Annotated in this window: 23 protein-coding genes and 1 riboswitch; of the genes, 6 read left to right on the top strand and 17 right to left on the bottom strand. The window is 37.9% G+C overall.

Translation table 11 applies throughout. The features are described 5' to 3' along the window. Window positions 1-54: 54 nt before the first annotated feature. The 5 genes from thiE to lepB form a co-directional block, all read right to left on the bottom strand. Window positions 55-708, bottom strand: a complete 654-nt coding sequence (thiE, locus tag GHT08_RS17100) for a thiamine phosphate synthase (protein ID WP_163582652.1) — start codon at window positions 706-708, stop codon at window positions 55-57. Continuing rightward, window positions 709-1,494 (bottom strand): hydroxyethylthiazole kinase, encoded by a 786-nt coding sequence (gene thiM / locus GHT08_RS17095; protein WP_163582651.1) that lies wholly within the window; start codon window positions 1,492-1,494, stop codon window positions 709-711. Continuing rightward, a complete protein-coding gene (gene thiD, locus GHT08_RS17090; RefSeq protein WP_163582650.1) occupies window positions 1,491-2,315 on the bottom strand; it encodes a bifunctional hydroxymethylpyrimidine kinase/phosphomethylpyrimidine kinase in 825 nt (274 codons plus the stop codon). Before thiD ends, thiM begins: the two co-directional genes overlap by 4 nt. Then, window positions 2,308-3,006: a thiaminase II gene (gene tenA, locus GHT08_RS17085; RefSeq protein ID WP_163582649.1), complete on the bottom strand. Its 699-nt coding sequence runs from the start codon at window positions 3,004-3,006 to the stop codon at window positions 2,308-2,310. Before tenA ends, thiD begins: the two co-directional genes overlap by 8 nt. Window positions 3,007-3,113: 107 nt before the next feature. Continuing rightward, window positions 3,114-3,221: riboswitch (TPP riboswitch) on the bottom strand. 60 nt (window positions 3,222-3,281) lie between these two features. Then, on the bottom strand, window positions 3,282-3,830 hold the full coding sequence (gene lepB / locus GHT08_RS17080) for a signal peptidase I (protein ID WP_163582705.1): 549 nt from the start codon (window positions 3,828-3,830) through the stop codon (window positions 3,282-3,284). A gap of 199 nt (window positions 3,831-4,029) precedes the next feature. Between lepB and GHT08_RS17075 the strand changes: the two genes are divergently transcribed. Both GHT08_RS17075 and GHT08_RS17070 read left to right on the top strand, forming a co-directional pair. Continuing rightward, a complete protein-coding gene (locus GHT08_RS17075; RefSeq protein ID WP_163582648.1) occupies window positions 4,030-5,223 on the top strand; it encodes a CynX/NimT family MFS transporter in 1,194 nt (397 codons plus the stop codon). Between the two features lie 139 nt (window positions 5,224-5,362). Next, on the top strand, window positions 5,363-5,680 hold the full coding sequence (locus GHT08_RS17070; RefSeq protein WP_163582647.1) for a hypothetical protein: 318 nt from the start codon (window positions 5,363-5,365) through the stop codon (window positions 5,678-5,680). A gap of 259 nt (window positions 5,681-5,939) precedes the next feature. On the opposite strand, the gene GHT08_RS17065 is transcribed toward GHT08_RS17070, so the two are convergent. The 3 genes from GHT08_RS17065 to pflB all read right to left on the bottom strand — a co-directional run bounded on the left by GHT08_RS17065 (window position 5,940) and on the right by pflB (window position 9,505). Next, a complete protein-coding gene (locus GHT08_RS17065; protein WP_163582646.1) occupies window positions 5,940-6,359 on the bottom strand; it encodes an organic hydroperoxide resistance protein in 420 nt (139 codons plus the stop codon). A 98-nt stretch (window positions 6,360-6,457) separates the two neighbouring features. After that, window positions 6,458-7,216, bottom strand: coding sequence for a pyruvate formate-lyase-activating protein (gene pflA, locus GHT08_RS17060; protein ID WP_163582645.1), 759 nt, complete (start codon window positions 7,214-7,216; stop codon window positions 6,458-6,460). Window positions 7,217-7,243: 27 nt separating this feature from the next. Continuing rightward, the gene (gene pflB, locus GHT08_RS17055) at window positions 7,244-9,505 is read right to left on the bottom strand and encodes a formate C-acetyltransferase (RefSeq protein ID WP_163582644.1); all 2,262 of its coding nucleotides are present in this window, start codon (window positions 9,503-9,505) and stop codon (window positions 7,244-7,246) included. A 222-nt stretch (window positions 9,506-9,727) separates the two neighbouring features. On the opposite strand from pflB, the gene GHT08_RS17050 reads away from it, so the two are divergent. Continuing rightward, window positions 9,728-10,894, top strand: a complete 1,167-nt coding sequence (locus GHT08_RS17050) for an iron-containing alcohol dehydrogenase (protein ID WP_163582643.1) — start codon at window positions 9,728-9,730, stop codon at window positions 10,892-10,894. A gap of 284 nt (window positions 10,895-11,178) precedes the next feature. Here the strand turns inward: GHT08_RS17050 and ytzI are convergent, their stop codons facing one another. Continuing rightward, entirely contained in the window at window positions 11,179-11,376 is a 198-nt protein-coding gene (gene ytzI, locus GHT08_RS17045; protein ID WP_163582642.1) for a YtzI protein, read from the bottom strand. 160 nt (window positions 11,377-11,536) lie between these two features. Between ytzI and GHT08_RS17040 the strand changes: the two genes are divergently transcribed. Continuing rightward, window positions 11,537-11,815: a hypothetical protein gene (locus tag GHT08_RS17040; protein ID WP_163582641.1), complete on the top strand. Its 279-nt coding sequence runs from the start codon at window positions 11,537-11,539 to the stop codon at window positions 11,813-11,815. A gap of 13 nt (window positions 11,816-11,828) precedes the next feature. Then, window positions 11,829-14,426: a bifunctional acetaldehyde-CoA/alcohol dehydrogenase gene (gene adhE, locus GHT08_RS17035; RefSeq protein WP_163582640.1), complete on the top strand. Its 2,598-nt coding sequence runs from the start codon at window positions 11,829-11,831 to the stop codon at window positions 14,424-14,426. Between the two features lie 277 nt (window positions 14,427-14,703). Here the strand turns inward: adhE and GHT08_RS17030 are convergent, their stop codons facing one another. From GHT08_RS17030 to GHT08_RS17015, 4 genes are all read right to left on the bottom strand, one after another. Then, entirely contained in the window at window positions 14,704-15,051 is a 348-nt protein-coding gene (locus GHT08_RS17030; RefSeq protein WP_018932072.1) for a DUF1360 domain-containing protein, read from the bottom strand. Between the two features lie 191 nt (window positions 15,052-15,242). Continuing rightward, a complete protein-coding gene (locus GHT08_RS17025) occupies window positions 15,243-15,611 on the bottom strand; it encodes a DUF4870 domain-containing protein (protein ID WP_163582639.1) in 369 nt (122 codons plus the stop codon). Window positions 15,612-15,688: 77 nt separating this feature from the next. Then, window positions 15,689-16,621: a bile acid:sodium symporter family protein gene (locus GHT08_RS17020; protein ID WP_163582638.1), complete on the bottom strand. Its 933-nt coding sequence runs from the start codon at window positions 16,619-16,621 to the stop codon at window positions 15,689-15,691. A 20-nt stretch (window positions 16,622-16,641) separates the two neighbouring features. Then, window positions 16,642-17,418, bottom strand: a complete 777-nt coding sequence (locus GHT08_RS17015; RefSeq protein ID WP_163582637.1) for an ABC transporter ATP-binding protein — start codon at window positions 17,416-17,418, stop codon at window positions 16,642-16,644. A 439-nt stretch (window positions 17,419-17,857) separates the two neighbouring features. On the opposite strand from GHT08_RS17015, the gene GHT08_RS17010 reads away from it, so the two are divergent. Then, window positions 17,858-19,327: a catalase gene (locus GHT08_RS17010; RefSeq protein WP_163582636.1), complete on the top strand. Its 1,470-nt coding sequence runs from the start codon at window positions 17,858-17,860 to the stop codon at window positions 19,325-19,327. A 61-nt stretch (window positions 19,328-19,388) separates the two neighbouring features. Here GHT08_RS17010 and GHT08_RS17005 read toward each other — a convergent pair whose 3' ends face one another. The 4 genes from GHT08_RS17005 to GHT08_RS16990 all read right to left on the bottom strand — a co-directional run bounded on the left by GHT08_RS17005 (window position 19,389) and on the right by GHT08_RS16990 (window position 24,419). Then, complete coding sequence (locus GHT08_RS17005; protein ID WP_163582635.1) at window positions 19,389-20,825, bottom strand: aldehyde dehydrogenase family protein; 1,437 nt, start codon at window positions 20,823-20,825, stop codon at window positions 19,389-19,391. A gap of 15 nt (window positions 20,826-20,840) precedes the next feature. Continuing rightward, window positions 20,841-21,896: a homoserine dehydrogenase gene (locus tag GHT08_RS17000; RefSeq protein ID WP_163582634.1), complete on the bottom strand. Its 1,056-nt coding sequence runs from the start codon at window positions 21,894-21,896 to the stop codon at window positions 20,841-20,843. Window positions 21,897-21,967: 71 nt separating this feature from the next. Beyond that, window positions 21,968-23,167: a cystathionine gamma-synthase family protein gene (locus GHT08_RS16995; protein ID WP_163582633.1), complete on the bottom strand. Its 1,200-nt coding sequence runs from the start codon at window positions 23,165-23,167 to the stop codon at window positions 21,968-21,970. A gap of 43 nt (window positions 23,168-23,210) precedes the next feature. Next, window positions 23,211-24,419, bottom strand: a complete 1,209-nt coding sequence (locus GHT08_RS16990; protein WP_163582632.1) for a M24 family metallopeptidase — start codon at window positions 24,417-24,419, stop codon at window positions 23,211-23,213. Window positions 24,420-24,649: the final 230 nt, after the last annotated feature.

The raw sequence follows: 24,649 nt of genomic DNA, 5'->3' as shown, positions 1-24,649 counted from the left end.
CCTCCTTTTAGTATGATAATATTAGTGTATCAAATCTAACCCTACATTATCGAATTATTGCTCTTTAGAAAAATAATTCGTATGTTTGTAGAAAGTTGCTGCAGTACTCTCGGGATTCGGAGATTGACTAATTGCCGAAATGATCGAAACACCATTAGCTCCAGCCCGCATCAGTTCGATCACATGTCCTAATTGAATACCACCAATTGCCACAATCGGCAGATCTCCTACGTTATCCCTGATTTCTTGTAATCCTTCTGCTCCGATTGGTTTTTTAGCATCAGCTTTGGTATTGGTGCTAAAAATAGGACCTACGCCAATATAGTCAGCTCCATCATTTTTTGCCTGTACTGCTTCCTGAACATTTGTTGATGACACACCAACGAGCCAATCTGAAGGCACTATTTTTTTTACTTCCTGTATGGACATATCCTCTTGACCAACATGAACACCATCAGCTTCTATTTCCAATGCTAAATCTACATCATCATTTATTAAAAAAGGGACATCGTATTGATGACAAAGCTTTTTCATCTCTATGGCTAATCGCTTTTTGTCTTGCCCTGTTAACGCACCATGTCCTTTTTCACGAAATTGGAAAAGGGTGATACCGCCTTTCAATGCTTCTTCCAATACATATAAAGGATCTTGTACCGTATTATTACTTCCAAGAATAAAATATACTTGCAATAAATCACGTTTCATCATTTAGGAACTCCTAGTTATTTGTTTTTTCTTGTTGACTATTTCTCCATCCACTGCAGACAATTGATCCAGAAACGCTACTTGAAAACTGCCCGGAAATCCCTGCTGATCTGCGGCATTTTCTGCAGCTACTCCATAATAGCTAAGCGCATCTGTTGCTGCTTCCACAACATTATCACTCACCGCTAAGAAGGCCGCAATAACAGCTGACAACAGACATCCTGTACCGGTAACTTTAGTTAGGAGGGGATGTCCGTTAGAGACACTAATTTGCGTATCCCGATTAATAACCACGTCTTCTTCCCCTGTAATCACTAAGGGTGCCTGTAATGTATTAAAAGCCAAGTTGGCTAACTGTTGAATATCGATATCACTTGAACCATCGACACCACGAACTTCGGTCTCTACGCCCGCTAAGTTGGCAATCTCTCCAGCATTACCTCTAATACATGTTACGTTGACTTCTTGCAAGATACGTTTAGCTGAGTTTGTACGGAAAGTAGTCGCACCTACACCAACCGGGTCTAATACAACGGGAACCCCTGCTTGATTGGCAGCTTTACCGGCCAAAATCATCGCATCAATTTGTTCCGTTGTCAATGTACCAATATTTAAAACGAGGCTACTTGCCATTTGCGCCATTTCTTCTACTTCTTCTTTAGCATTAGCCATCACTGGGGCTGCACCGACAGCATATAATCCATTTGCTGTAAAGTTCATGACGACTTGATTGGTGATATTATGAATCAATGGTTGCTGCTTTCTCACTTCTTCAATTAAATGGCTCACTTAGATACCTCCCTTTGTCCAGGTAAACTTTTTAGCCTGTAGCCCCAATGGTTAGTCGGACCATGCCCACTACCTAATTCGAGAGGGTATTGAATAGCATCAGTAATAAAGTCCTTACCAATAACTACCGCGTCTTTTATCTGCTTACCTTTTGCCAATTCGGCAGTTATCGCAGCCGAAAATGTACAACCTGTACCATGTGTATGCTTCGTTTCAAAACGGTCAGCTTTTAGATAGTAGAAATCTTCACCGTCATATAGAACGTCTACTGCTGCTCCTTCTAAATGACCACCTTTGACAACCGCAGCCTTCGCACCAAGATCATTAACAATTACTTTCGCTGCTTTTTCTGCATCTTGATTATCGTGAATATCGAAACCTACTAGAATTTCTGCTTCTGGTACATTTGGCGTCACCACTGTAGCATGCGGAATCAACGTATTGCGAATGACCTGTCTTGATTTCTCATCCATTAATGAATCACCACTTTTGGCCACCATAACTGGATCAATCACGTAAGGAATATCCGTATTTGCTAATTTTTTAGCTATTAATTCCATCATATCAACAGTAGCGATCATTCCTGTCTTCATTGCTTGTGGTGGAATATCCGTTAAAACGGCATCTAATTGTTTTTCAATAAAATCAATGCTTAAATGCTGTACATCCTGAACACCTAGCGTGTTTTGCGCTACGAGGGAAGTAATCACACTCATTCCGTAAACTTCCTGTTCTTGGAATACTTTTAAATCCGCTTGAATTCCTGCACCACCTGAAGGATCTGTTCCAGCTATTGTGAGTGCTGACGCTACTTTATGCATGTTGCTTCCCCTTTCCAGCAAATGAAAACGGCCATTCTTCCACCTGATAAGCCATTTCCCAGAATAAATACTCTAGCTGACAGCTTTTAATAAAAGCTAATTTAGCTTTCTGTTTCTCTTCTTCTCCAACTTGTTCTGCCCATTTATCTAAACGCTCACACAGTTCCGTTGTCACTGATGCTGTATCTTCCTTAGCGTAAAATGTAATCCACTCATAAAAAGGATGTTCTTCCGTTGGTTGATACTTTTCTTTTAAGTAATGTCCGATCTCTAAATATGTCCAGGGACAAGGTAACAATGCTGCGATTAATTCCCCGATACTTCCTTGTTGTGCGACACTTTTCATATGGGCTACATAATGATTTGCTGTCGGTGGTAAAGGGTATCCTTGCAACTCATCGTAACCAACACCTGCAACCTGACATAAATTATGATGTGGATGAATTTCACTATTCAGGATAAAACCGATCTTTTCATAGAAATATGTCATATCTTCTCTAGTGTTGCTTTTGGCGATGGCGATACCATAGATGTTCATAAAAGCATTGAGATACTCAAAATCTGCTTTCACATAATGAATGATCGCTTCTTTGTGCAAATTTCCTTCTCCAATTCCAACTACAAAAGGGTGTTCAAAAATACCTTGGTAAATATCATCTGCCGCTACACGCAATTCTTGACTAAATGTCATTTCTCCTGCCTCCAGAAAATATATATTTTCATAATAAAAAGCCGCTCGCGGGTAGCGGAGCGGCTTTTGAATAGTCCATATCAAAAATGAGGTGTATGTCGTTCACACACCATCCGACTCCACTTTCCTACGCTGGTCTTAACCAGTTCAGGTTCAAAGGGATCAAGAAATACATTCTTATCTCAGCTGCTCATGCAGCACCCCTAGCGGAATTTCTATTATGAAGTTATTACCAATAAAACACGGATACGGTAAATTGTCAAGTTTAGCCTTACCTATTTAATGATTCCAAATGATTCAATTGGCCATATACGCATTTTAACATCTCCAATAACAGCATCTTCATCTACAAAGCCAAATTCTCGACTATCTTTACTAACTCTCCGATTATCACCTAAAACAAATATTTTCCCTTCAGGAACTTGTTCCTTACCAGTTAATTCTTTTAAAGTAAAATCATTTGTTAGCTTCTGGCCATCAGTCAGTGCTGCTTTCGAGTCATCAAGATACGTCTCTTCATAGAGCTTCCCATTAATATATAAGTTGTCATCTTTCATTTCAATCGTATCACCGGGAAAACCTATTATTCTCTTAACATAATTATCATTTGAATCCGGTGCTTTGAAGGCAATTTCATCAAAGCGATCAATACTACTGATCTTACTCAAAATAATCCGGTCGCCATTTTCTAAATTTGGCATCATCGATTCGCCTTTCACAACGGAAGGAGTAATCAAAAAGTGCCGACACAGAAGCACAATAATAACAGCAACCAACAACGCCTTCAACCATGATAGTAATTCTTTAACGACCTTATTCTCCATTGTAGACCTTCTTTCATCATAGTTAACTTCCACTTGTGATTGATCCACGGTGCGAACCATCCATAAGACCCCCACTAATGGAAGTCTTACTTTATGTATGTTATTCTATTATAATGCGAATTTTACTAATAGTTTCTTACTTATTTTAGCATATTTTGTATGACATTTGTTAATAAAAACATAGAAATAAGGTGAAAAAATGGAAAAAGGTCCACACTTAACAAAAAAGCATTATACGATTCTTTTTATCATTGGCATTATTCTGTTAGCCTTTAATTTAAGACCCGCAATCACTTCAGTCGGTCCTATCATTGGCATCATCCGTGAAGAATTATCGATCAGCAATTGGAGTGCAGGCTTTTTAACCAGCTTGCCGCTCATCGCCTTTGGCTTTATGTCACCCATAGCACCGAGGATTGCCAATCGGACTACTAATGAAAAAGCATTACTATATGGACTTATCACATTATTGATTGGTATTTGGATCCGCTCCACAGCATCCATTACCTTATTATTTGTCGGTACCATATTAATCGGTGTCGGTATTGCGATCATTAATGTTATTTTACCAAGTCTCATTAAAAGTAATTTCCCTGAGAAAATCGGTTTAATGACAGGTGTTTATACAACATCGATGTCCATTTTCGCCGCATTAGCCTCAGGTTTCAGTGTACCACTTACAACAACTGCTGGACTTGGATGGCAATGGTCATTAGCTAGCTGGAGTTTACTCGTGATTATCGGTATAGTTGTCTGGCTTATCGCGATGAACAAAGCGCCCATTAAAGAAGATAAGGAACTATACGAACCGAGCACTGTTCAATTATTGCGTTCACCTGTTGCCTGGCAAGTCACGCTTTTTATGGGATTACAATCTTTCTTATTTTATGTAACGATTTCATGGTTAGCTGAAATATTGATTTCCAATGATTTCTCAGGGTCAGTTGCTGGATGGTATGTAGCATACATGCAATTCATCAGTTTGCCTGCTACTTTCTTTACTCCTGTTATTGCAGGTAAGCTGAAAAACCAACAACCTGTCGTTGCCGTTTTTGGGATGTCAGGCATTATCGGTTATAGCATGCTATATTTTGAACCTGGTATCATAGGGACTACTATTGCGATTACACTAATTGGCATGATGTTAGGAGCTAGCATAAGCTTGGCTTTAGCCTTGCTCGGTCTAAGGACTACTAATGCAAGACAAGCTGCTGAATTATCAGGAATGGCACAATCTTTTGGTTACCTATTAGCATCGATTGGACCGATAGTCATTGGACTTATTTTTGACATTACCAACCATTGGCAGCCTTCTATTATGACGATACTATTTGTTACATTAATCATGACTGTTTTTGGTTTAGGGGCCAGCAGAAACAAGAAAGTATTATAATTCATTTGTGAATTTTTTCATTACGAACGTTTTTGTCCGATATTAAAAGAATTGTAAATTATGAGGAAAGTCACTTTACTGGTCTGTTGATCAGGTATATACTGAATAAATGAATAGAAAAAGGGAGATGGTTGAGTATATGAGAAAATCCCTCATTCTTGTCATGATGATGTTAACCATTTCTCACTTAATCTCATTATCCAATTATCAAGCTGATCTAACATTCAACATCGAATTAAACGATGAACTACATGCTACTTATTATTATGATGCAGATCATCATGATTCAACAGCAGACAAAGGTATTTTAAATGAAGGGCAAGTAATGATTGGAGCATTACTACTATTTACAATCCTTTACTCTCTTCAACAAGCATTTGTAACTCGACATTATCTACTTGCGGTATTTTATCAATCTAACTATCTGATCACATTTGTGCCCCTTCCACCAAAATAAATTGAAGGAGGTATGAACATGTGGTTCAGATTCTTTATGATTGGCCTATTTTCCTTTGCAGCAGTGAGTGTTTGGTTGTACCAAGGAATAGAGTTCTTCCAGGCTTTTTCAGATTACTTTAAAAATCGTTCATAATAAAAGGAGCACGGTGTATCAATAACACCGTGCTCTTTCTATATTACGACAAGAAAGTATAATATTTAGTTATTTGTCCACTCAAAGCGCCCAGAAACTAGGCGGGCGCTCTGCGCTTTTCTTATTATACAGCTGTTGTATTTAATTCTACGTCAATATTTCCTCTTGTAGCTTTAGAGTATGGGCAGAAGTCGTGTGCTTGTTTAGCAAGTTCTTCTGCTTCTTCTTGTGATACACCTTTAATTTCTACATTAAGTACTACACCAATTTTGAATCCACCGTCAGCTTCGTCTTTTATTAAGCTAACTTCTGCCGTAATAGCAGATTCAATATCCTTCTTTTGTTTGGATGCCATTAAGTTCAAGGCACCATCGTAGCATGCAGCATAACCTGCAGCAAATAATTGTTCTGGATTAGAGCCTGTTCCATCACCATCACCCGCTGGATTTACTAGGTTTAAGTCAATTAAACCGTCATCTGATTTGACATGACCATCACGGCCACCTTGTGCAGTTGCTTTGGATGTAAATAATTTGTTACTCACTCTATCCACTCCTTTAGATTAAATTAGAACGCTTGCTTGTTCTATATTATTTATTCTACCAATACTATTCCTTTTCCTTCAATTATTAAACATTCTATTTAACTGGAATGGAGAAATTTTTCTGTTTGTAAAGCTGTCTTTAATATTTTTTCTGCATTCACTACTCTTTCTTGTGATGGTGGCTCTATTCCTTGAAGTGGATAATCCAACCCTAGCTCTTTCCATTTGTATATACCTAGTTTATGATAAGGTAACACTTCAATCTTATCGACATTGGACAACGTCCCGATAAATGCTGCCAACCTTTTCAATGCTTCATCATCATCACTTATCGTCGGGACTAATACATGTCTGATCCAAACAGGTAACCTTCTTTGATCAAGGTATTGTGCGAATCGCAAAATATGCTGATTGGACATACCAGTTAATGCTTGGTGTTTTACCAAATCAATATGTTTTAAATCTAATAGAACTAAATCTGTTACTTGGATTAACTTATCAAGCTTTTCAAGAAAGTATGGAGAAGTGGAGAAGCACCCTCCACAACTATCAATGGTTGTATGAACTCCGAGTTTCTTTAATTCAGTAAAAAGAGCTGTCAAAAAGTCCACTTGCAACAAAGGTTCACCACCACTAACCGTAACTCCTCCCCCTGAGGATTGAAAGAAAGGCAAGTATGATTGAATATCTGCAACTAATTCTTCTACCGTTATATTCTTTCCATCACCTCTCGTCCAAGTATCTGGATTGTGGCAATATTGACATCTTAATAAACAGCCTTGCATAAATATTACATACCGTAAACCAGGTCCATCGACTGTACCACAAGTTTCAACAGAATGAATTCTTCCAATCATCATACTCACCTCTCTTTTTATTTAACCTTACATACTTTCATGGAACGTCCGATTAATCACGTCAATTTGTTGTTCCCGTGTTAATTTAGTAAAATTGACCGCATATCCTGAGACACGGATGGTAAGTTGCGGATATTTTTCAGGATGTTCCATGGCATCCATCAGTGTTTCTCTCTCAAAGACATTTACATTTAAGTGATGTCCTCGTTTTATTGCATAACCATCTAACATACCTGCTAAATTACTTATTCTTGTTTGTTCTTCTTTTCCCAGCGCTCTTGGTACTATCGAAAAAGTATTGGAGATACCATCTAATGCATATTCATATGGTAATTTTGCTACAGAACTAAGAGATGCTAATGATCCTCTCGTATCACGACCATGTAACGGATTTGCTCCAGGCGCGAATGGTTCTCCCGCTTTTCTACCGTCTGGTGTATTGCCAGTTTTCTTACCATATACAACATTGGATGTAATAGTAAGAATCGATTGAGTTGGTGTTGCTCCACGGTATGTTTTATGTTTCGCTATTTTATTCATGAATTTCTTAACGAGATCTTTGGCAATCTGATCTACCCTGTCATCATTATTACCGTACTTTGGAAAGTCTCCTTCGATTTCGTAATCAACTACCAAGCCATGCTCATCTCGAATCGTTTTAACTTTGGCATACTTGATTGCACTTAACGAATCCGCAACAACAGATAATCCTGCAATTCCACATGCCATAGTTCGAAATACTTCCCGATCATGCAAGGCCATCTCTAATCGTTCATAACTGTATTTATCATGCATATAGTGAATAACATTTAATGCATTTACGTAAAGACCAGCAAGCCATTCTAGCATTCGATCATATTTTTCTGCCACCTCATCATACTCTAAGTATTCAGAAGTAATGGGAGCATAGGCAGGTCCTACTTGGATTTTTAATTTTTCATCTACCCCACCATTTATCGTATATAGTAATGCTTTTGCAAGGTTTGCTCTAGCACCGAAAAATTGCATCTGTTTGCCGATCCGCATAGCAGATACGCAACACGCGATGCCATAATCATCACCATATTGTTCTCGCATGAGGTCATCATTCTCATATTGAATAGAACTTGTGTCAATTGACATCTTGGCACAATATTTTTTAAACGCTTCAGGCAAACGTGTGGACCATAGTACGGTCAAATTTGGTTCAGGTGCCGGTCCCAAATTAGTTAATGTGTGTAAAAAGCGGAATGAACTTTTTGTAACTAACGGACGTCCATCTAATGCCATGCCACCAAGCGACTCTGTCACCCAAGTTGGGTCACCACTAAATAATTCATTGTATTCCGGTGTTCTTGCAAATTTAACAAGACGAAGTTTCATGACAAAATGGTCAATCAACTCTTGTGCTTGCTGCTCTGTCAAATATCCTTCTGCTAAATCTCTTTCAAGATAAACATCCAAGAAAGTTGATACTCTGCCTAAACTCATCGCTGCTCCATTTTGTTCCTTGATAGCAGCTAAATATGCTAAATATAACCACTGCACTGCTTCTTGGGCATCGTTCGCCGGACGGGATAAATCGAAACCATATATTTCTCCTAATTGCTTTAACTCTTGTAACGCTCGAATTTGTTCCGTCATTTCCTCGCGGTCTCTAATCACCTCTTCCGACATCTGACCATTGCCACCAATGATATCTAATTGCGCTTGCTTTTCTGCTATTAATCGATCCACGCCATATAATGCAACTCGACGATAATCACCGATAATTCTACCGCGTCCATAAGCATCTGGAAGCCCTGTTACAATGCCAGCTTTTCGAGCCAGCAACATCTCTTTCGTATATGCATCAAAAACACCTTGATTATGTGTCTTTCTGTAATCTGTGAATGTTTTCACAATATTTCCGTCAACTTGATAACCATAAGACTGTGCGGCTGCTACCGCCATACGAATACCTCCAAATGGCTGTAAGGAACGTTTAAAAGGCTGATCTGTCTGTACACCTACTATTTTTTCTTTCGTTCTGTCTAGATAACCTGCCCCGTGTGAAGTAATGGTCGAAACAATCTCAGTATCTAAGTTGTAAACACCACCGTTCTCTTGCTCTTGTTTCGTCAATTCCATCACTTGTTCCCACAATTTAAGTGTATTCTCTGTTGCATCCGCTAAAAATAATTCATCCCCATCATACAAAGTGAAGTTTTTGATAATGAAGTCTCGCACATCGATTTCTTCCTGCCAACGGCCTGGAGTAAAACCTTGCCAAGCTACCTTCGTTTGATCTACTCGTTCTTCTACTTTCATATTATCTTCCTCCTCTTTATATTGTTCAACATTGAGCATGTTTATATTACTAGTATATGCCTTTCGTTTATTTTTGTCATGTGAAATAGTGAACAAAATTATGGTTTTCTTATAAGGTTTCAGAATTTGTTCACATTTGGAAACATGAAGCATAATACTTTACACATACTAAAATTATTGCAATATTTAATGGTGTATGTTGATTTAGGAGGAGGCAAACAAATGCAAAACTTTATGTTTCACAACCCGACGAAATTATATTTCGGTCAAGGGCAATTAGAGAACTTACAAACAGAATTACAACATTACGGTGATAATATTCTGCTAGTCTACGGTGGCGGAAGCATTAAACGCAATGGCTTATACGACCAAGTAATCGATATATTGAAGAAAGAAAATAAGAATGTATTTGAATTGAGTGGTGTCGAACCAAATCCTCGTGTCACTACTGCACGTAAAGGAATCGGAATTTGTAAAGATAAAAAAATAGATTTCATCCTTGCTGTTGGTGGCGGAAGTACAATTGACTGTACGAAAGCAATCGCTGCAGGTGCTAAATCTGAAGATGATATTTGGGATATTGTAACTAAGAAAGCAACTCCTACTGGTGCACTTCCATTTGGTACGGTTTTAACACTGGCAGCAACCGGATCTGAAATGAATGCAGGATCTGTCATCACAAATTGGGAAACAAATGAAAAACATGGTTGGGGAAGCCCATATACTTACCCTACTTTCTCGATTTTAGATCCTAATTTCACCAAAACAGTACCGAAAGACCAAACAATCTATGGCATGGTCGATATTATGTCACATGCGCTTGAACATTATTTCCATCATGATGAAAATACATTGTTACAAGATCGTATGGTAGAAGGAATTCTACAAACGATGGTAGAAACAGCTCCAAAGTTATTAGAAGATCTTGAAAATGAAGACCTTCGCGCAACAGTCTTATATAATGGTACGATGGCATTAAATGGTATGGTAAATATGGGATATCATGGAGACTGGGCAACACATAACTTAGAACATGCTGTTTCAGCTGTACATGACATTCCACACGGTGGTGGTCTTGCGATTCTCTTTCCACATTGGATGGAGTATGCAATCGATGAAAACGTAAGTCGTTTTAAACAATTAGCTGTCCGTGTATTTGATGTGGATCCAAGTGGTAAATCAGATAAAGAAGTTGGCTTAGAAGGAATAGCTAAACTTCGTGCATTCTGGAATAGTATCGAAGCACCTTCCCGCTTGGCTGATTATGATATTGGCGAAGACAGTATCGAGGAAATGGCTGATAAAACAGTGATCGCTAGACCTGAATTTGGTAACTTCAAAAAACTGAACCGTGAAGATGCGATCGCCATCTATAAAGCTTCTCTATAATAAGCTAGGGATAAGGACCACACTGATCCTTAGCGAAACGAAATGAGTGCGTTATTTAACAGAATAACTCCCGTTTTTTGGGTGTTGCGGACATTTAATCCCTTATTTGGCTTTTTTCGATCAAATTTAGCTTTATTTTCGACGATTAGCGGAATAGATGTCCGCACGCACCTTAAAAACGGCAATTTTGTCACCAATAGTGGACCAAATATCCGCACTCTCCCACGGATATACTGGAGAGTCATCTATTTCGGAGAACGAGCAAACAGTGACCGTTTGTGTTTTTATCGGTCACTGTTTTTATTTTCATTCGTATTTTTCTCTGTTTGATCAGTACTTGATTCTGTTCCTTCACTATTTTCCTGTTCGCTTGGTAACGGATCAATTGTATGCTGATACCCATATCCTTTATTTAATGTCATAATGGACAACGCCAATACGGCAATCACGACTATAATACAAACAATAATAACAACCCACATGTACTGTATCCTTCCCCTTCTGTTAAATAAGTCAATTATAACACACTCTCTAATGTGAAATATTTCACAATTTCGTCAAAAATCAATCATTTTGTATCCGTTTTCTCGTGATAAGATGAATTCAGAACAAATAAAGGAGGTTATAAAAGGAGGAGAAATAATGATTTCTTATGAGTGGATTGATTTCAGTACAGACACCGATTTTTACAACCAAGCGACATTCGAAGAAAAAATCGGTGACCAGTTCGAAGCTCTTCTCTTAGAGCAAAATAAGGCGTACCCTAGCACGATCTGGACAAAGCACTACGTTATCTTATTGAAAAACACAACACGAATGTATCAAGATCTTACCTTTATTAAAATTGCACGCAATCCCACCCAAAAACTATCAGAAATTCATTTTTTTAAGTTTAAATGCTCAACGTTTCACAATTTGTGAGGAGGAGTAAATGATGAGTAGACCAGCTCTCGAGAAACAACATAATGTTCAGCAAACCATTGACCAAAAAGTAAAACAAGGTACAGCAGCATTGTCAAAATTAAAACAATTAAATCAAGAAGAGATCAACCACATTGTTAAAGAAATGGCACTTGCCGGTTTAGATGCACATATGACTCTAGCAAAAATGGCAGTAGAAGAAACAAATAGAGGTATTTACGAGGATAAAATTATTAAAAATATATTTGCTACAGAATATATCTACCATAATATTAAATATGATAAAACAGTTGGAATCATGAATGAAAATCAACATGACGGTGTAGTGGAAATAGCAGAACCAATTGGCGTTATAGCCGGTGTCACACCCGTTACCAATCCAACCTCTACTACTATGTTCAAAATCTTAATAGCGATAAAAACGGCTAACCCCATTATTTTTGCTTTTCACCCTTCTGCTCAAAAAAGTAGTGCAGAAGCAGCTAATATATTGTATCAGGCTGCAATGAAAGCTGGTGCACCAAAACATTGCATCCAATGGATCGAACAACCAAGTATTGAAGCAACTCAAGCGTTAATGAAACATGAAGATATCGCACTTATTCTAGCTACAGGTGGTGCTGGAATGGTTAAATCAGCTTACAGCTCTGGAAAACCGGCACTTGGTGTAGGACCTGGCAATGTACCATGTTATTTTGAAAAAACAACCGATATCAAACGAGCTGTCAATGATTTAATTCTTTCTAAAACTTTTGATAACGGAATGATTTGTGCATCAGAACAGGCAGTGATCATTGATCAAGCCATTTATCAAAAAGTACAACAGGAAATGCTTAATAATCATTGTTATTTATTAAACAAAGAGGAAAAGAAAAAACTAGAGAAACTTGCGATAAATGAAAAAACGTGTGCAGTAAACGCAGATATCGTTGGAAAAAGCCCTGTAGAAATTGCTAAAAAAGCTGGAATTAATGTTCCTGCAGACACTAAAATTCTAGTTGCCGAGTTAAAAACCGTTGGACCAGATGAACCACTTTCTCGCGAAAAATTAAGTCCAATCCTAGCAAGCTATCAAGTTAAAAATTATCAAGAAGGCTTCAAACGTTGTGAAGAAATGCTTGAGTTCGGAGGTCTTGGTCACTCAGCTGTTATCCATTCTAATGATCAAGAGATTGTTGAGGCATTCGGTAAGCGAATGAAAGCAGGTCGAATCATTGTTAATGCCCCTTCTTCTCAAGGAGCGATCGGTGATATTTACAATGCCTACCTGCCATCCCTAACATTGGGCTGTGGATCATATGGTGGTAACTCTGTTTCAACTAATGTTGGTGCAATCCACCTTACCAATACCAAAAAAATAGCCAATAGAAACGTAAATATGCAATGGTTTAAAGTACCAGCTAAAATTTATTTTGAAAAAAATGCTGTACAATACTTGGCAAAAATGCCGAATATCTCAAGAGCCTTTATTGTCACTGATCCAATCATGAGACAATTAGGGTATGTAGATAAAGTACTATATCATTTACGTAAGCGAGCCGACTATGTACATTGCGAAATCTTCTCTGATGTAGAACCCGATCCATCTATTGAAACTGTGATGCGGGGGACAGAAGAGATGAGTAAATTCAAACCTGACGTTATTATTGCCCTTGGTGGTGGATCTGCCATGGATGCAGCTAAGGGTATGTGGTTATTCTATGAGCATCCAGAGACAGACTTTAACGGTATCAAACAAAAATTCTTAGACATCCGTAAACGTGTCTATAAATACCCCGAGCTCGGAAAGCAAGCACAATTTGTAGGAATTCCTACGACGTCTGGAACAGGGTCCGAAGTAACACCTTTCTCCGTTATTACGGATAAACAAAACAACATCAAATATCCATTAGCTGATTATGCCTTAACACCCGATGTTGCGATTATTGACCCACAGTTTGTCATGACGGTACCACCAGTAGTCACTGCAGATACTGGTATGGATGTACTGACACATGCGATTGAGTCTTATGTATCCAACATGGCAAATGATTATACCGATGGACTGGCGATAAAGGCCATACAATTAGTTTTTGAATATTTACCTATTGCTTATAAAGATGGTAATAATGAAAAAGCCCGGGAAAAAATGCATAATGCGTCTAGTATTGCAGGAATGGCCTTTGCTAATGCGTTTTTGGGGATTAATCATAGCTTGGCCCATAAGCTGGGAGCAGCATTCCAAATTGCACACGGGCGAGCAAATGCGATTCTCTTGCCACACGTAATTCGCTATAATGCTAAAAAGCCAACTAAATTTGTTTCCTTTCCAAAGTATGAACATTTTGTTGCGGATCAGCGATATGCAGAGATAGCAAAAATACTAGGACTTCCTGCTCGTACTACAGATGAAGGGGTAGATAACTTAGTTAAAGCAATATGCGAACTTGCTAAACAATTGGATATTCCGATGAGCATCGAAGAAAATGGTGTGGAAAAAGAAGCATTTATGCAACAAGTGGATCACTTAGCCGACAAAGCTTTTGAGGATCAGTGTACAACCGCAAATCCAAAATTACCACTTGTTACTGAATTAAAAGAGATCTACTTAGAAGCCTTTAAAGGTATCTAATTTTATATGCGCCGAGGAAAGAGGACCCCTTTCCTCGGCTTATTTTGAGTAGAAGAAATTAGACTTTTTCACCGTTTTTATGTAACTCCCGAACGCTTTTATAGCGACCTCATAAAATAATATAGGAATGTTTCATAATCTTGTATGATGAAGGAGTTTTGCTCATGTCCAACATTACACAACGGTCTGTTAGCAGACGAAAAAAAGGACGAAGGAAAAAGTCATGTAGTTGCAGTGGCTATAAAAGGAAGAAGCAGGAATAAAGATACATGAATGTTTAAATAAAGTAAGAAATAATTACTTCAATAATTGATGCTACTCCTGCAACCGCCAATACAATAATAATTGGGATAAATATAGTAGAGTAAAAATGAAAACCTAAAAATAAAATTAACGATGACCAAATGCCCGTACACCAGTGACATCGTAATAATTCACCAATCCATCTTTTCCAACCGTTTCCTTTAAACATCACCGTCTCTTCTATGCTACCATCAGGCAACCATTTTTCTTCTACTTCAAAAAAAGGTGCTCGAATAAAGCCTGTGATTTTATCATAAACGATCAATCTTGTTAAACGAAATGTTGCAAGTGATAATAAAACAAAAGATAACCATGTAATCATAAAGGCACCTTCTTTCTTTTCTTCTTTACTTTCATATTATTAAGCAGGTGCCTGATTCATGAATAAAAACAAGGGTTTACCAAAATCTCTTTCGGCAAACCCTTCTTTTTGTGAGTTTCTTAAAACAATTTTTCTACTTTCTGTGCTGAGAAAAAAAGACCTGATGTGAACATCAGATCAGGATTATATCATTATTTATCTAATTGTTGTTCAACCATGTCACCAATCCAAGGTAACTTGAAATATTGCCCTTGATAGGCCTTTACCATTAAAACAATCCATAAAACAAGTGTTAAAGGTGCAATTAAAATATTTACAAGCCATCCTAATAAAGGTATCATTCCAAGAACCGTATTGATCACAATCAGTAATACCGATACAAAAATCGACTGCAGTGCATGAAAACGGACAAAGCGATTTTCTTTCTCTAACAATAAAAAAATAATACCAGTAACAAACCCTACTAAATACGATAATAAACCTGCGACATTCTGATCTAATCCTGTTGATGTTTTTGACTGTTGCTCTGACTTATCTTTCGGTAATTGATCCTCCGTCATTTTTGTCCTCCTTTCGTTTAAACATATACTTCAATAGTTAATTCTACCATTTTTCAGAATATTCTCAATATTAATATTCATTTTCTTCTTTGCAGAAATTTACTATATAAAGAAGCTAAAACTTGTTGAAATAACATGCCTACAACAACCGGAACAGCCACTGGTCCAGAAAAATACTGCACTGCTATAACGGCTCCGGCGCTAATATTTCTCATTCCACTGCTAAATGTTAAGGAAATCACATCTTGACTAGCCCGTTTTAACCACTTCGACAACAACCAAGCTAAGTAATAGCCACTAGCAGCAACAAAAAACATCGTTATAGCTACTTTAATCAGATGAAAATCAACATCCAATAAATAATCTGCAACTTCTGAGCTATTGATCATAATGACTAATGCTAATGCTATTTTCGAAAAAGGAGCTAAGCGAGGACTCCATTTCTCATGAATTCCTCCACGAGTTGTTTCATGTAAAATCATTCCTAATATAGACGGAATAACGATCATGATAAACAGACCTTTCATCATCGCCCATACTTCTAAATCAACGGATGCTCCGATAAATAATGATAGCGATAACGGGACAATAAAAGGGGATAAGATCGTATCAATCAAAATAATGGATAATGTTAATGCGACATTTCCTTTATTCATAGAAACCCAAATGAAACTTGTAATCCCTGTAGGAATAATCATTGCTAATACAAAACCAATAACCGTCAAATGATCATTGCTAAAGGTGAGTGCTCCGATTAGAAACGCCCATAAAGGCATTAAAATATGTAAGATAACAAGTGCTATCAATATTGATAAAGGATGAGCAACCACTCGATATAGAGCAACAAAATTTAGGCTCAAACTCCCTGCAAATGTCATAAATGCAAAAATCCAGATAACCCAATTATCAAATTGAATAAAAAAATCTGCAAATAATACCCCAATAATTACACTTGCTGGTGCGATAAAGGGCATAATTCGTTGTAGTATTTGGTTCAAATGATTTAACATTTAAGTCTACTCCTAAGATGTTATTTCTTCCTTAACCTTGGACGTCGTTCTGTCCAATCTACCTCTACTGGTACACCAAAAAATTCTGTTAAATTTTCCGAATTGATCATAGCATTTGTTGGGCCTTGATTAAATACACGTCCATCCTTTAATAACAAAGTTTTCGAAAAAGTTGGTATTATTTCCTCCACATGATGTGTGACATATATAATCGAAGCTGCATTTTCCCCTTTACTAATATGCTCAATCGACTCTAGTAATTTCTCTCTTGCGATAAAATCTAATCCATTTGTCGGCTCATCTAAAATTAATAATTTGGGGTCGTTCATGAGTGCTCGTCCGATTAATACACGTTGCTGTTCCCCTTGAGATAATGTTCGGTAGGCACGATTAGCATAAGAGAAGCAATCAAGATCCTTCAATAGCTGTTGGGCTTTGGCACGCATCTCGTCTGTAGGGGTTTCATATAAACCAATCGAAGCAAACGCACCGCTTAATACAACTTGGTATGCACTATCCGTACCGTAAATTCGTTGTTTTAAGATGGATGAAACAATACCAATTTGTTGTCTCAACTGCTCTCCGAGTACATCTTTACCAAATTGCCTTCCAATCACATTAACTTGACCTTCTGTTGGAAAATAATAGGAACATAACATATGTAAAAGTGCGGTTTTTCCTGCACCATTCAATCCTAATAATGTCCAGTGCTCTCCTTTCTCTATTTTCCAATTGATATCTTTTAGTATCCAATTTCCTTCTTTTTTTAGTCCTACTTTTTGTAAATTCAACACCATTCTATATCACTTCCTTCTTCTATTTAGTATACACCGGTAAGCTTGAAATTTCTTGTGTTTGGTTTGCAGAAAATTTTTCAAAAAAATTGAACTTTTCTATTGAAAATGATTCTCATTATCGTTATAATATATTTAATCACATAGAGTGATGAAACATTCCCTTTACACATATCTTTTGTTACCCCCAATCAACAAAAGTTCAAGGATGTTTCCCATTCCTTTAGAGTAGTTATAAATAGCTGCTCTATTTTTTTTGTTTATCTAACATTTTATTGGATAAAGGAATATGATGTGATTCTATAGTTTAACACCTTGATAAATGGAAGTAGATTTTACACAAAATTTATTTAAAATTATTATAAATAAATATTGATTTTTATAAAATTTGTATTATAATAAAAGATGTAATATAAAGAATAAAGGAGAGGTGTTACATTATATGAGTCAAGAAAAAAAATACTTAACGACTGCTTCTGGTGCGCCAGTAGGAGATAATCAAAATTCCATTACTGCAGGCCATAGAGGACCAACATTAATTCAAGACGTTCATTTACTAGAAAAACTAGCTCATTTTAATCGTGAAAGAGTTCCAGAAAGAGTTGTTCACGCAAAAGGTGCAGGGGCACACGGCTATTTTGAAGTAACAAATGACGTTTCCAAATATACAAAAGCAGACTTCTTATCTGAAGTAGGCAAAAAAACACCTATGTTCATTCGCTTCTCCACCGTAGCTGGCGAATTAGGTTCTGCCGATACTGTACGTGACCCGCGCGGTTTCGCTGTTAAGTTCTATACAGATGAAGGGAACTATGATTTAGTTGGAAATAACACGCCGATTTTCTTTATCCGTGACGCGATTAAATTTCCAGACTTTATTCATACACAAAAGCGTAACCCACAAACAAATTTAAAAGATCCAAATGCTGTGTGGGATTTCTGGTCTTTATCTCCAGAATCTTTACACCAAATCACTTACCTACATTCTAGTCGTGGAATTCCTGCCACTCTTCGTCATCAAAATGGGTATGGAAGCCATACATTCAAATGGGTAAATAATGACGGAGAAGCTTTCTTTATTAAATACCACTTTATTAGTGATCAAGGTGTTAAAGGACTAGATCCTAAAGTTGCAGATGAATTAGCAGGAACTAATCCAGATTATCACACTGAAGACTTATTTAATGCAATCGAGGAAGGCGATTATCCTTCTTGGACTTTAAAAGTACAAATTATGCCTGCTGAAGAGGCAAAAGATTATCGCTATGATCCATTTGATGTAACAAAAGTATGGCCACATGCTGATTATCCATTAGTAGAAGTAGGTAAAATGGTGTTGGATCGTAACCCTGAAAACTATTTTGCAGAAGTAGAGCAAGCAGCATTCTCTCCTGGTCACTTTGTACCTGGTATTGAAGCATCTCCTGATAAAATGCTTCAAGGACGCTTATTTGCTTATTCCGATGCTCATCGTTACCGTATTGGTGCAAATCATGAAGCATTACCAATTAACCGTTCTAAAGCACCAGTTAATAACTATCAACGAGATGGACAAATGCGTTTCGATGAAAATGGCGGAAGTGCTCCAAATTATGAACCAAATAGCTTTGCTGAAGCACCTAAAGAAACACCAGAAAATAAAATTAATCCATTTGAAGTAAATGGTTTTGCTGATAGCGTTGCTTATGATAGTGATGATCACTATTCTCAACCACGTGCACTATTCCGTGATGTAATGGATCAAGAAGAACGTGAACATTTAATGCAAAACTTCGCCGACCATTTAAGTGGAGTCACTCGTGAAGGTATTGTTGAACGTCAATTAGGACTCTTCTATAAAGTAGATCCTGAATTAGCTGAAGGCGTTGCTGCTAAATTGGGCGTAGAAGTACCAGCAAGTGTAAAAGAATAAGCACGATCTAAAAAAAGAGACCAAGCACGGTCTCTTTTTTTGGTTCTTATTTCGAAAAATATTAGCTTAGTTTAAAGCTCACTACCTTTTGCTCTGTCATGGCTTCAATCGAGGACTTGATCCCTTCTCTACCTAACCCCGATTGTTTCACCCCTCCAAAAGGCATTGCATCAATACGATAATCACTACTATCGTTGACCATGATGCCGCCAACTTCTAACTTCTGTATTGTTAAGAATGCATTTTCCACGTCTTTTGTAAATATCCCCGCTTGCAACCCGTAATCAACAGCGTTTGACTGAGCAATTGCTTGATACACATCATCTACTGAATAAACAAGCACGACAGGACCAAATATTTCTTCTTGGGCAATCACCGCATGTGTGGGGACATCTGTTAGAATAGTCGGATAATAAAAGGCTCTCTCTCTTTTTCCGCCCATTTGAATTTTTGCCCCTTCTGCTACTGCTTGATTTACCCACGCTTCAACCCTTTTTGCTTCTCGCTCATTTATCATCGGACCAACGTCTGTTAATGGATCCAATTTATCTCCCAATTGCAGCTCTGAAGTTCTTTGCTTATATAACTCTAAGAATTGAAGATATACTTCTTTCTCTACATAAATTCTCTGGACACCAATACAATTTTGACCGGCAGCTGTAAAAGCACCTGAAACACAAGATGTCACTGCTTTTTCAACATCTGCATCATTTAACACAATAACCGGAGAATTGGAACCGAGCTCCATTCCAATCTTCTTGATTCCAGCTTTATGCGCGATTTTCTTCCCAACATCTACTCCTCCCGTAAATGTAATCATCGTAATGGAAGGATGCGTGACAAGTACATCACCTACATCTCGACCTGATCCAGTCACAACGGACAGCATACCTGCCGGCAATCCCGATTGTGTAAAAGCTTCTGCCAAAAGCAATGCACTCAATGGCGTATCAGATGCTGGTTTTACAATGATCGCGTTGCCCGAGGCAATCGCTGGACCGACCTTATGAGCTACTAGATTTAAAGGATCATTAAAAGGGGTGATCGCTCCAATCACACCTACTGGAAAACGGTAATAATAGCCAACCCTGTTTTCTCCACTCTCACTTTGATCAAAATTAATCGTTTCTCCATTTATCCTTCGAGCTTCTTCTGCACTAATTTGAATCGTTTGGATCGCTCGCTTTACTTCCATGCGAGCTTCGCGAATCGTTTTGCTTCCTTCTAATGCAACTGTTTCTGCATAACGCTCTTTATTTTCTTCTATATAAGAGGCTACTCGTTGAAGTACGGCCATCCTTTCATGAGTTGGCCAAGGTTTGGTACTTAAATATGCCTCCTCTGCTTTTTCAATAGCCATCAGCATATCATTTTCTGTAGCTAATGGTACTTTGGCAATTAATCGATTATCTTGCGGGTCATAGACATCAAATGTTTGCTCAGCAGCTATCCATTGTCCTGCAATTAGCATTCTTTCTTGTTTAACTTTTAGTTGCACGGAAATCACCCCCTATTAAAGTTTGGTTAGGGCGCTTTGTCTATGATAGTGTATGATATCAATAAACAGTGAATAACCTGTTTCGATTAGCCCTGCACCTGCACCTGTTAACATAATCGGACCGGATAAGTCACATTCGTAAACTATCGCATTTGTTGGGCCATTAACACCAGCTAATGGATCGTTACCATCAATTAATTCTGGTTGAACAGAAGCTTCGATTGAACCATCTTCCCTTTTAGTTAAACGCGAGAGCAGACGCCATTTTTGTTTTTTATCTAACGCTTCTTTCACCATCTCTAAAGTTAAATCGTTAATTCCTCTACAGTAAATATCTTCTGAAGCTATTTTTTCACCCATTAAATAGTTCGCTAAAATTGCTGTTTTATATCTTGCATCATAACCTTCCACATCACTAGTTGGATCCGCTTCTGCATAGCCTAAACTTTGCGCTTTTTCTAATGCTTCCTTATATGTCTTGCCTTTTTCCATTTCGGTTATCATATAGTTCGTCGTCCCATTTAAGATACCTTTAATTTCCGTTATTTCATTTCCTGCTAATGTCATGACAGGCAATCTGAGAGCTGGTGTTCCGCTCATAACTGTACCTTCAAATCCCCAAAACACACCATTCTTTTCAGCTAATTGTGATAATTCATCATAAGCTAAAGCAACTGGTCCTTTATTAGTCGTTACCACACTTTTTTTATGTTCAAAAGCTGTTCGACAATGATCAATAGCTGGTTGACCTGTCTTCACATCTGTGAATGTTACTTCGACAATCATATCTGCATTCGTATTCTTGATTGTTTCCATGCTATCCCAGCCTCTAATTAATCCTCCTTTGTCTGGATAAGCAGCTAAACTTCCAGAATCTCTAACAGCAGATAACAACTGTTTAATGTTTAAACCATCCGGATGATACACAGATCCTTTCATAATATCAGATACAGCGACAACCTCGGGCTCAAAACCAAACGACGGCTTTTCACCCTTCTGTTGTTTCAAGAATATCTCTGCTAACGCCTGCCCAACACCGCCAAAACCAATAAAAGCAACCTTCATTGTCAATCTCATCACCTCCATTATTTTTTAAGAAAAATAGGTGAATGCTATTTTCGTTTTTAGTTAAAAGGCACGCTTTATTTGTTTATAAATAGACTTGCTGGCAAAGACTGAAAGGCTTGCTCTAAATCAGCAATTAAGTCATCCTTATCTTCAAGTCCTGCTGAATATCGAATTAATCCTTCTGGTATTCCCATTGCCGCTCTTTCCTCTGGTGTACATTCTACATGACTTGTTGTGCGTGAAGGGCCTACAATAGTTTCAACAGAGCCAAGATGGGCTGCTCGATTCGCATACTTTAGCTTTGGAAGCAGATGTCTAAGTGTATCTACTCCACCCTTTACCGAGAAACTTAACATGCTGCCAAACCCGTTCATTTGTTTTTTAGCAATCTCGTGGCCTGGATGTTCCGCTAACCCTGGATAAAATACCGATTCAACAGCATCAACTGATTTCAAATAATGAGCAACTGCCATTGCATTTTCACTCTGTTTTTCGATTCGTAATTGAAGCGTTTTCATGCCTCGTAATAATAAATAGGCTGACATTGGATCAAGTGTTGCTCCATTAATTTCTCTATAATGATAAATATTTTCTACTAATTTTTTAGAGCCACAAACAGAGCCTCCTAATGCATCTGCATGCCCTCCTAAAAATTTAGTGGCACTATGAATCACTAGGTCTGCTCCCAATTCCAACGGATTCTGGTTAACTGGAGTGGCAAAGGTGTTATCAACAATAACAATAGCTCCTGCTTTTTTTCCGACTTTCGCCATCTTTTCAATATCTGTGATTTTCACCGTTGGGTTTGTCGGACTTTCTAAATAAAGAACTTTACATCCTTTTTCTACCTCTTTTTCAATCGCTTCATGATCACCAGTGTCACATAAAACAACGTCCACGTTTTGCTTTGGCAGAAATTCGGTAAATATTTTATTGGTTCCGCCATATGTGTCTTTTATGGAAACAATTCGATCCCCTGGAAACAACAGCGTTCCTAGTGTATTACTAATCGCTGCCATTCCTGTCGAAAAGCTAGTAGCAGCTTCTGCTCCTTCCAAAATTCTGATTTTTTCTTCAAAGGCTTCAACAGTTGGATTGGTATTACGACCGTAAATATGACCTTCTTTATTACCGATAGCTACTTCATACCATTCATCCATATCGTCATACCCAAAAGATACACTGTGCACAACTGGAACTTGAGTGGCTCCAAAAGCTAATTGATCTTTTTCTCCTGCCCAAACTGCTTTTGTACTCATTTTTACCTCTCTCATACTATACCCTCCTCATCTAATATCTATCTAATCATCCTAAAAGCTAGCTGATGATTCCACCTTGTTCTGGAAACGGAAAGGGATCTTGCACTATTAATTCTCTTGGAATATTGGTGAACGTTTCGCCGCCAGTTTTTGTTACTCGAAATGATTCACTGATCTCAATTCCATAGTTGTCGAACCACAAGGCTGGAATAAGGTGGAAAGTCATATTTGGCTGTAAAACGGTGGAATCCTCTGTTCGGATGCTTGCTGTATGTTCTCCCCAATCTGGCGGGTAACCTAAACCTACGGAATATCCTAGTCTTGCCTCTTTTTCAATTCCATATTTCTTTAGACAGTTATACCAATAGCTTTCCAGTTCTCCACAAGTAACTCCAGGCTTTACCGCATCTAAAACGGCATTCAACCCTTCTACGACAATCGGAGCAAGTTTCTCAAGCTGCATAGAAGGTTTACCTATCGAAACCGTTCTAGCAACTGGTACATGATACCTTTTATAACAGCCTGCGAGTTCAATAACAACAGACTCTCCTTCTTGATATTTTCTCTCCGACCAAGTTAGATGTGGTGCGCCTGTGTTATATCCAGAGGGAAGCAATGGGACGATAGCTGGATAATCCCCACCATATTCTTCAGTACCAGAAATCATTTGGTGATAAATAGCTGCTGCTGTATCACACTCTCGATTCCCTGCGCGTACACTCTCTATTGCCTTATACATCGCTTGATCAGCAATTTCTGCTGCCCGCTTCATATATTCAATTTCTTGCTCTGATTTGATAATCCTTACATAATTCACTAATAAATCCGCATTTTTGAATGTAGCATTTGGCAATCCGTACTTTAATCTTTCGTAAGCTTTGGCAGTGAAATAGTAATTATCCATCTCAACACCTATTTTTCTATTTCCTTGCCCGATCTGTTTTAAAATTTCTGCAATGAAATCCATTGGGTGATAAATCGATGATTGTACATAATAATCTGGGAATGGAATAATATTTTCGTTGTAGATCCATGTGGTAATTTTTGCGCCATTTGCATCCTGATAACGACCAATCCAAATTGGCTGAGGCTCATCAATAATGATAATTAACATTTGGTGAACATAGAATGACCAAGCATCATAGCCTGATAAATAATTCATATTAGCGGGGTCTGTTACAAGTAATACTTCCATGTCGTTTTCAGCCATCCGTTGTTTTGTCTTCGTTAAACGTTTTTGATATTCTAAAATATCAAAGGCTAACATCGTATCCCCCCTCCACCCTAAAAATATTCTTTCATTTCTTACCTTTATCTTATTAAACAGCTAGTTGAAATGTAATGTTCAGATTGTATGAAGTTTTTCTATTTCTGTCATACAACATGCATGAACCTCTCATCACTAAAGTGACGAGTTTCTAATGTATCAACTTCAACCGATGCTTAACATTAGTGGGCGGGACACGACGCCCTCTATCCCCTCGGCAAAAGCGTTAG

Source organism: Gracilibacillus saliphilus (assembly GCF_010994085.1).
Lineage (GTDB): Bacteria > Bacillota > Bacilli > Bacillales > Amphibacillaceae > Gracilibacillus > Gracilibacillus lacisalsi.
Note: the sequence above shows the minus strand (reverse complement) of the source record. Positions and strands in the feature narration are given on the sequence as shown.

Bases quoted from the DNA above. Each gene is read 5' to 3' on its own strand.
- GHT08_RS17015 (WP_163582637.1), bottom strand. From the start codon at position 17,418: ATGGTGTTGAATTTACAAAAAGTAGGACTAAAAAAAGAAGGAAATTGG.
- GHT08_RS17070 (WP_163582647.1), top strand. From the start codon at position 5,363: ATGAGAAAATCCCTCATTCTTGTCATGATGATGTTAACCATTTCTCAC.
- thiD (WP_163582650.1), bottom strand. From the start codon at position 2,315: ATGCATAAAGTAGCGTCAGCACTCACAATAGCTGGAACAGATCCTTCA.
- ytzI (WP_163582642.1), bottom strand. From the start codon at position 11,376: ATGTGGGTTGTTATTATTGTTTGTATTATAGTCGTGATTGCCGTATTG.
- GHT08_RS17050 (WP_163582643.1), top strand. From the start codon at position 9,728: ATGCAAAACTTTATGTTTCACAACCCGACGAAATTATATTTCGGTCAA.
- GHT08_RS17075 (WP_163582648.1), top strand. From the start codon at position 4,030: ATGGAAAAAGGTCCACACTTAACAAAAAAGCATTATACGATTCTTTTT.
- GHT08_RS17040 (WP_163582641.1), top strand. From the start codon at position 11,537: ATGATTTCTTATGAGTGGATTGATTTCAGTACAGACACCGATTTTTAC.
- tenA (WP_163582649.1), bottom strand. From the start codon at position 3,006: ATGACATTTAGTCAAGAATTGCGTGTAGCGGCAGATGATATTTACCAA.
- GHT08_RS17030 (WP_018932072.1), bottom strand. From the start codon at position 15,051: ATGATTACATGGTTATCTTTTGTTTTATTATCACTTGCAACATTTCGT.
- pflA (WP_163582645.1), bottom strand. From the start codon at position 7,216: ATGATTGGAAGAATTCATTCTGTTGAAACTTGTGGTACAGTCGATGGA.
- pflB (WP_163582644.1), bottom strand. From the start codon at position 9,505: ATGAAAGTAGAAGAACGAGTAGATCAAACGAAGGTAGCTTGGCAAGGT.
- lepB (WP_163582705.1), bottom strand. From the start codon at position 3,830: ATGGAGAATAAGGTCGTTAAAGAATTACTATCATGGTTGAAGGCGTTG.
- adhE (WP_163582640.1), top strand. From the start codon at position 11,829: ATGAGTAGACCAGCTCTCGAGAAACAACATAATGTTCAGCAAACCATT.
- GHT08_RS17010 (WP_163582636.1), top strand. From the start codon at position 17,858: ATGAGTCAAGAAAAAAAATACTTAACGACTGCTTCTGGTGCGCCAGTA.
- GHT08_RS17025 (WP_163582639.1), bottom strand. From the start codon at position 15,611: ATGACGGAGGATCAATTACCGAAAGATAAGTCAGAGCAACAGTCAAAA.
- thiE (WP_163582652.1), bottom strand. From the start codon at position 708: ATGATGAAACGTGATTTATTGCAAGTATATTTTATTCTTGGAAGTAAT.
- GHT08_RS16990 (WP_163582632.1), bottom strand. From the start codon at position 24,419: ATGTTAGCCTTTGATATTTTAGAATATCAAAAACGTTTAACGAAGACA.
- GHT08_RS17020 (WP_163582638.1), bottom strand. From the start codon at position 16,621: ATGTTAAATCATTTGAACCAAATACTACAACGAATTATGCCCTTTATC.
- GHT08_RS16995 (WP_163582633.1), bottom strand. From the start codon at position 23,167: ATGAGAGAGGTAAAAATGAGTACAAAAGCAGTTTGGGCAGGAGAAAAA.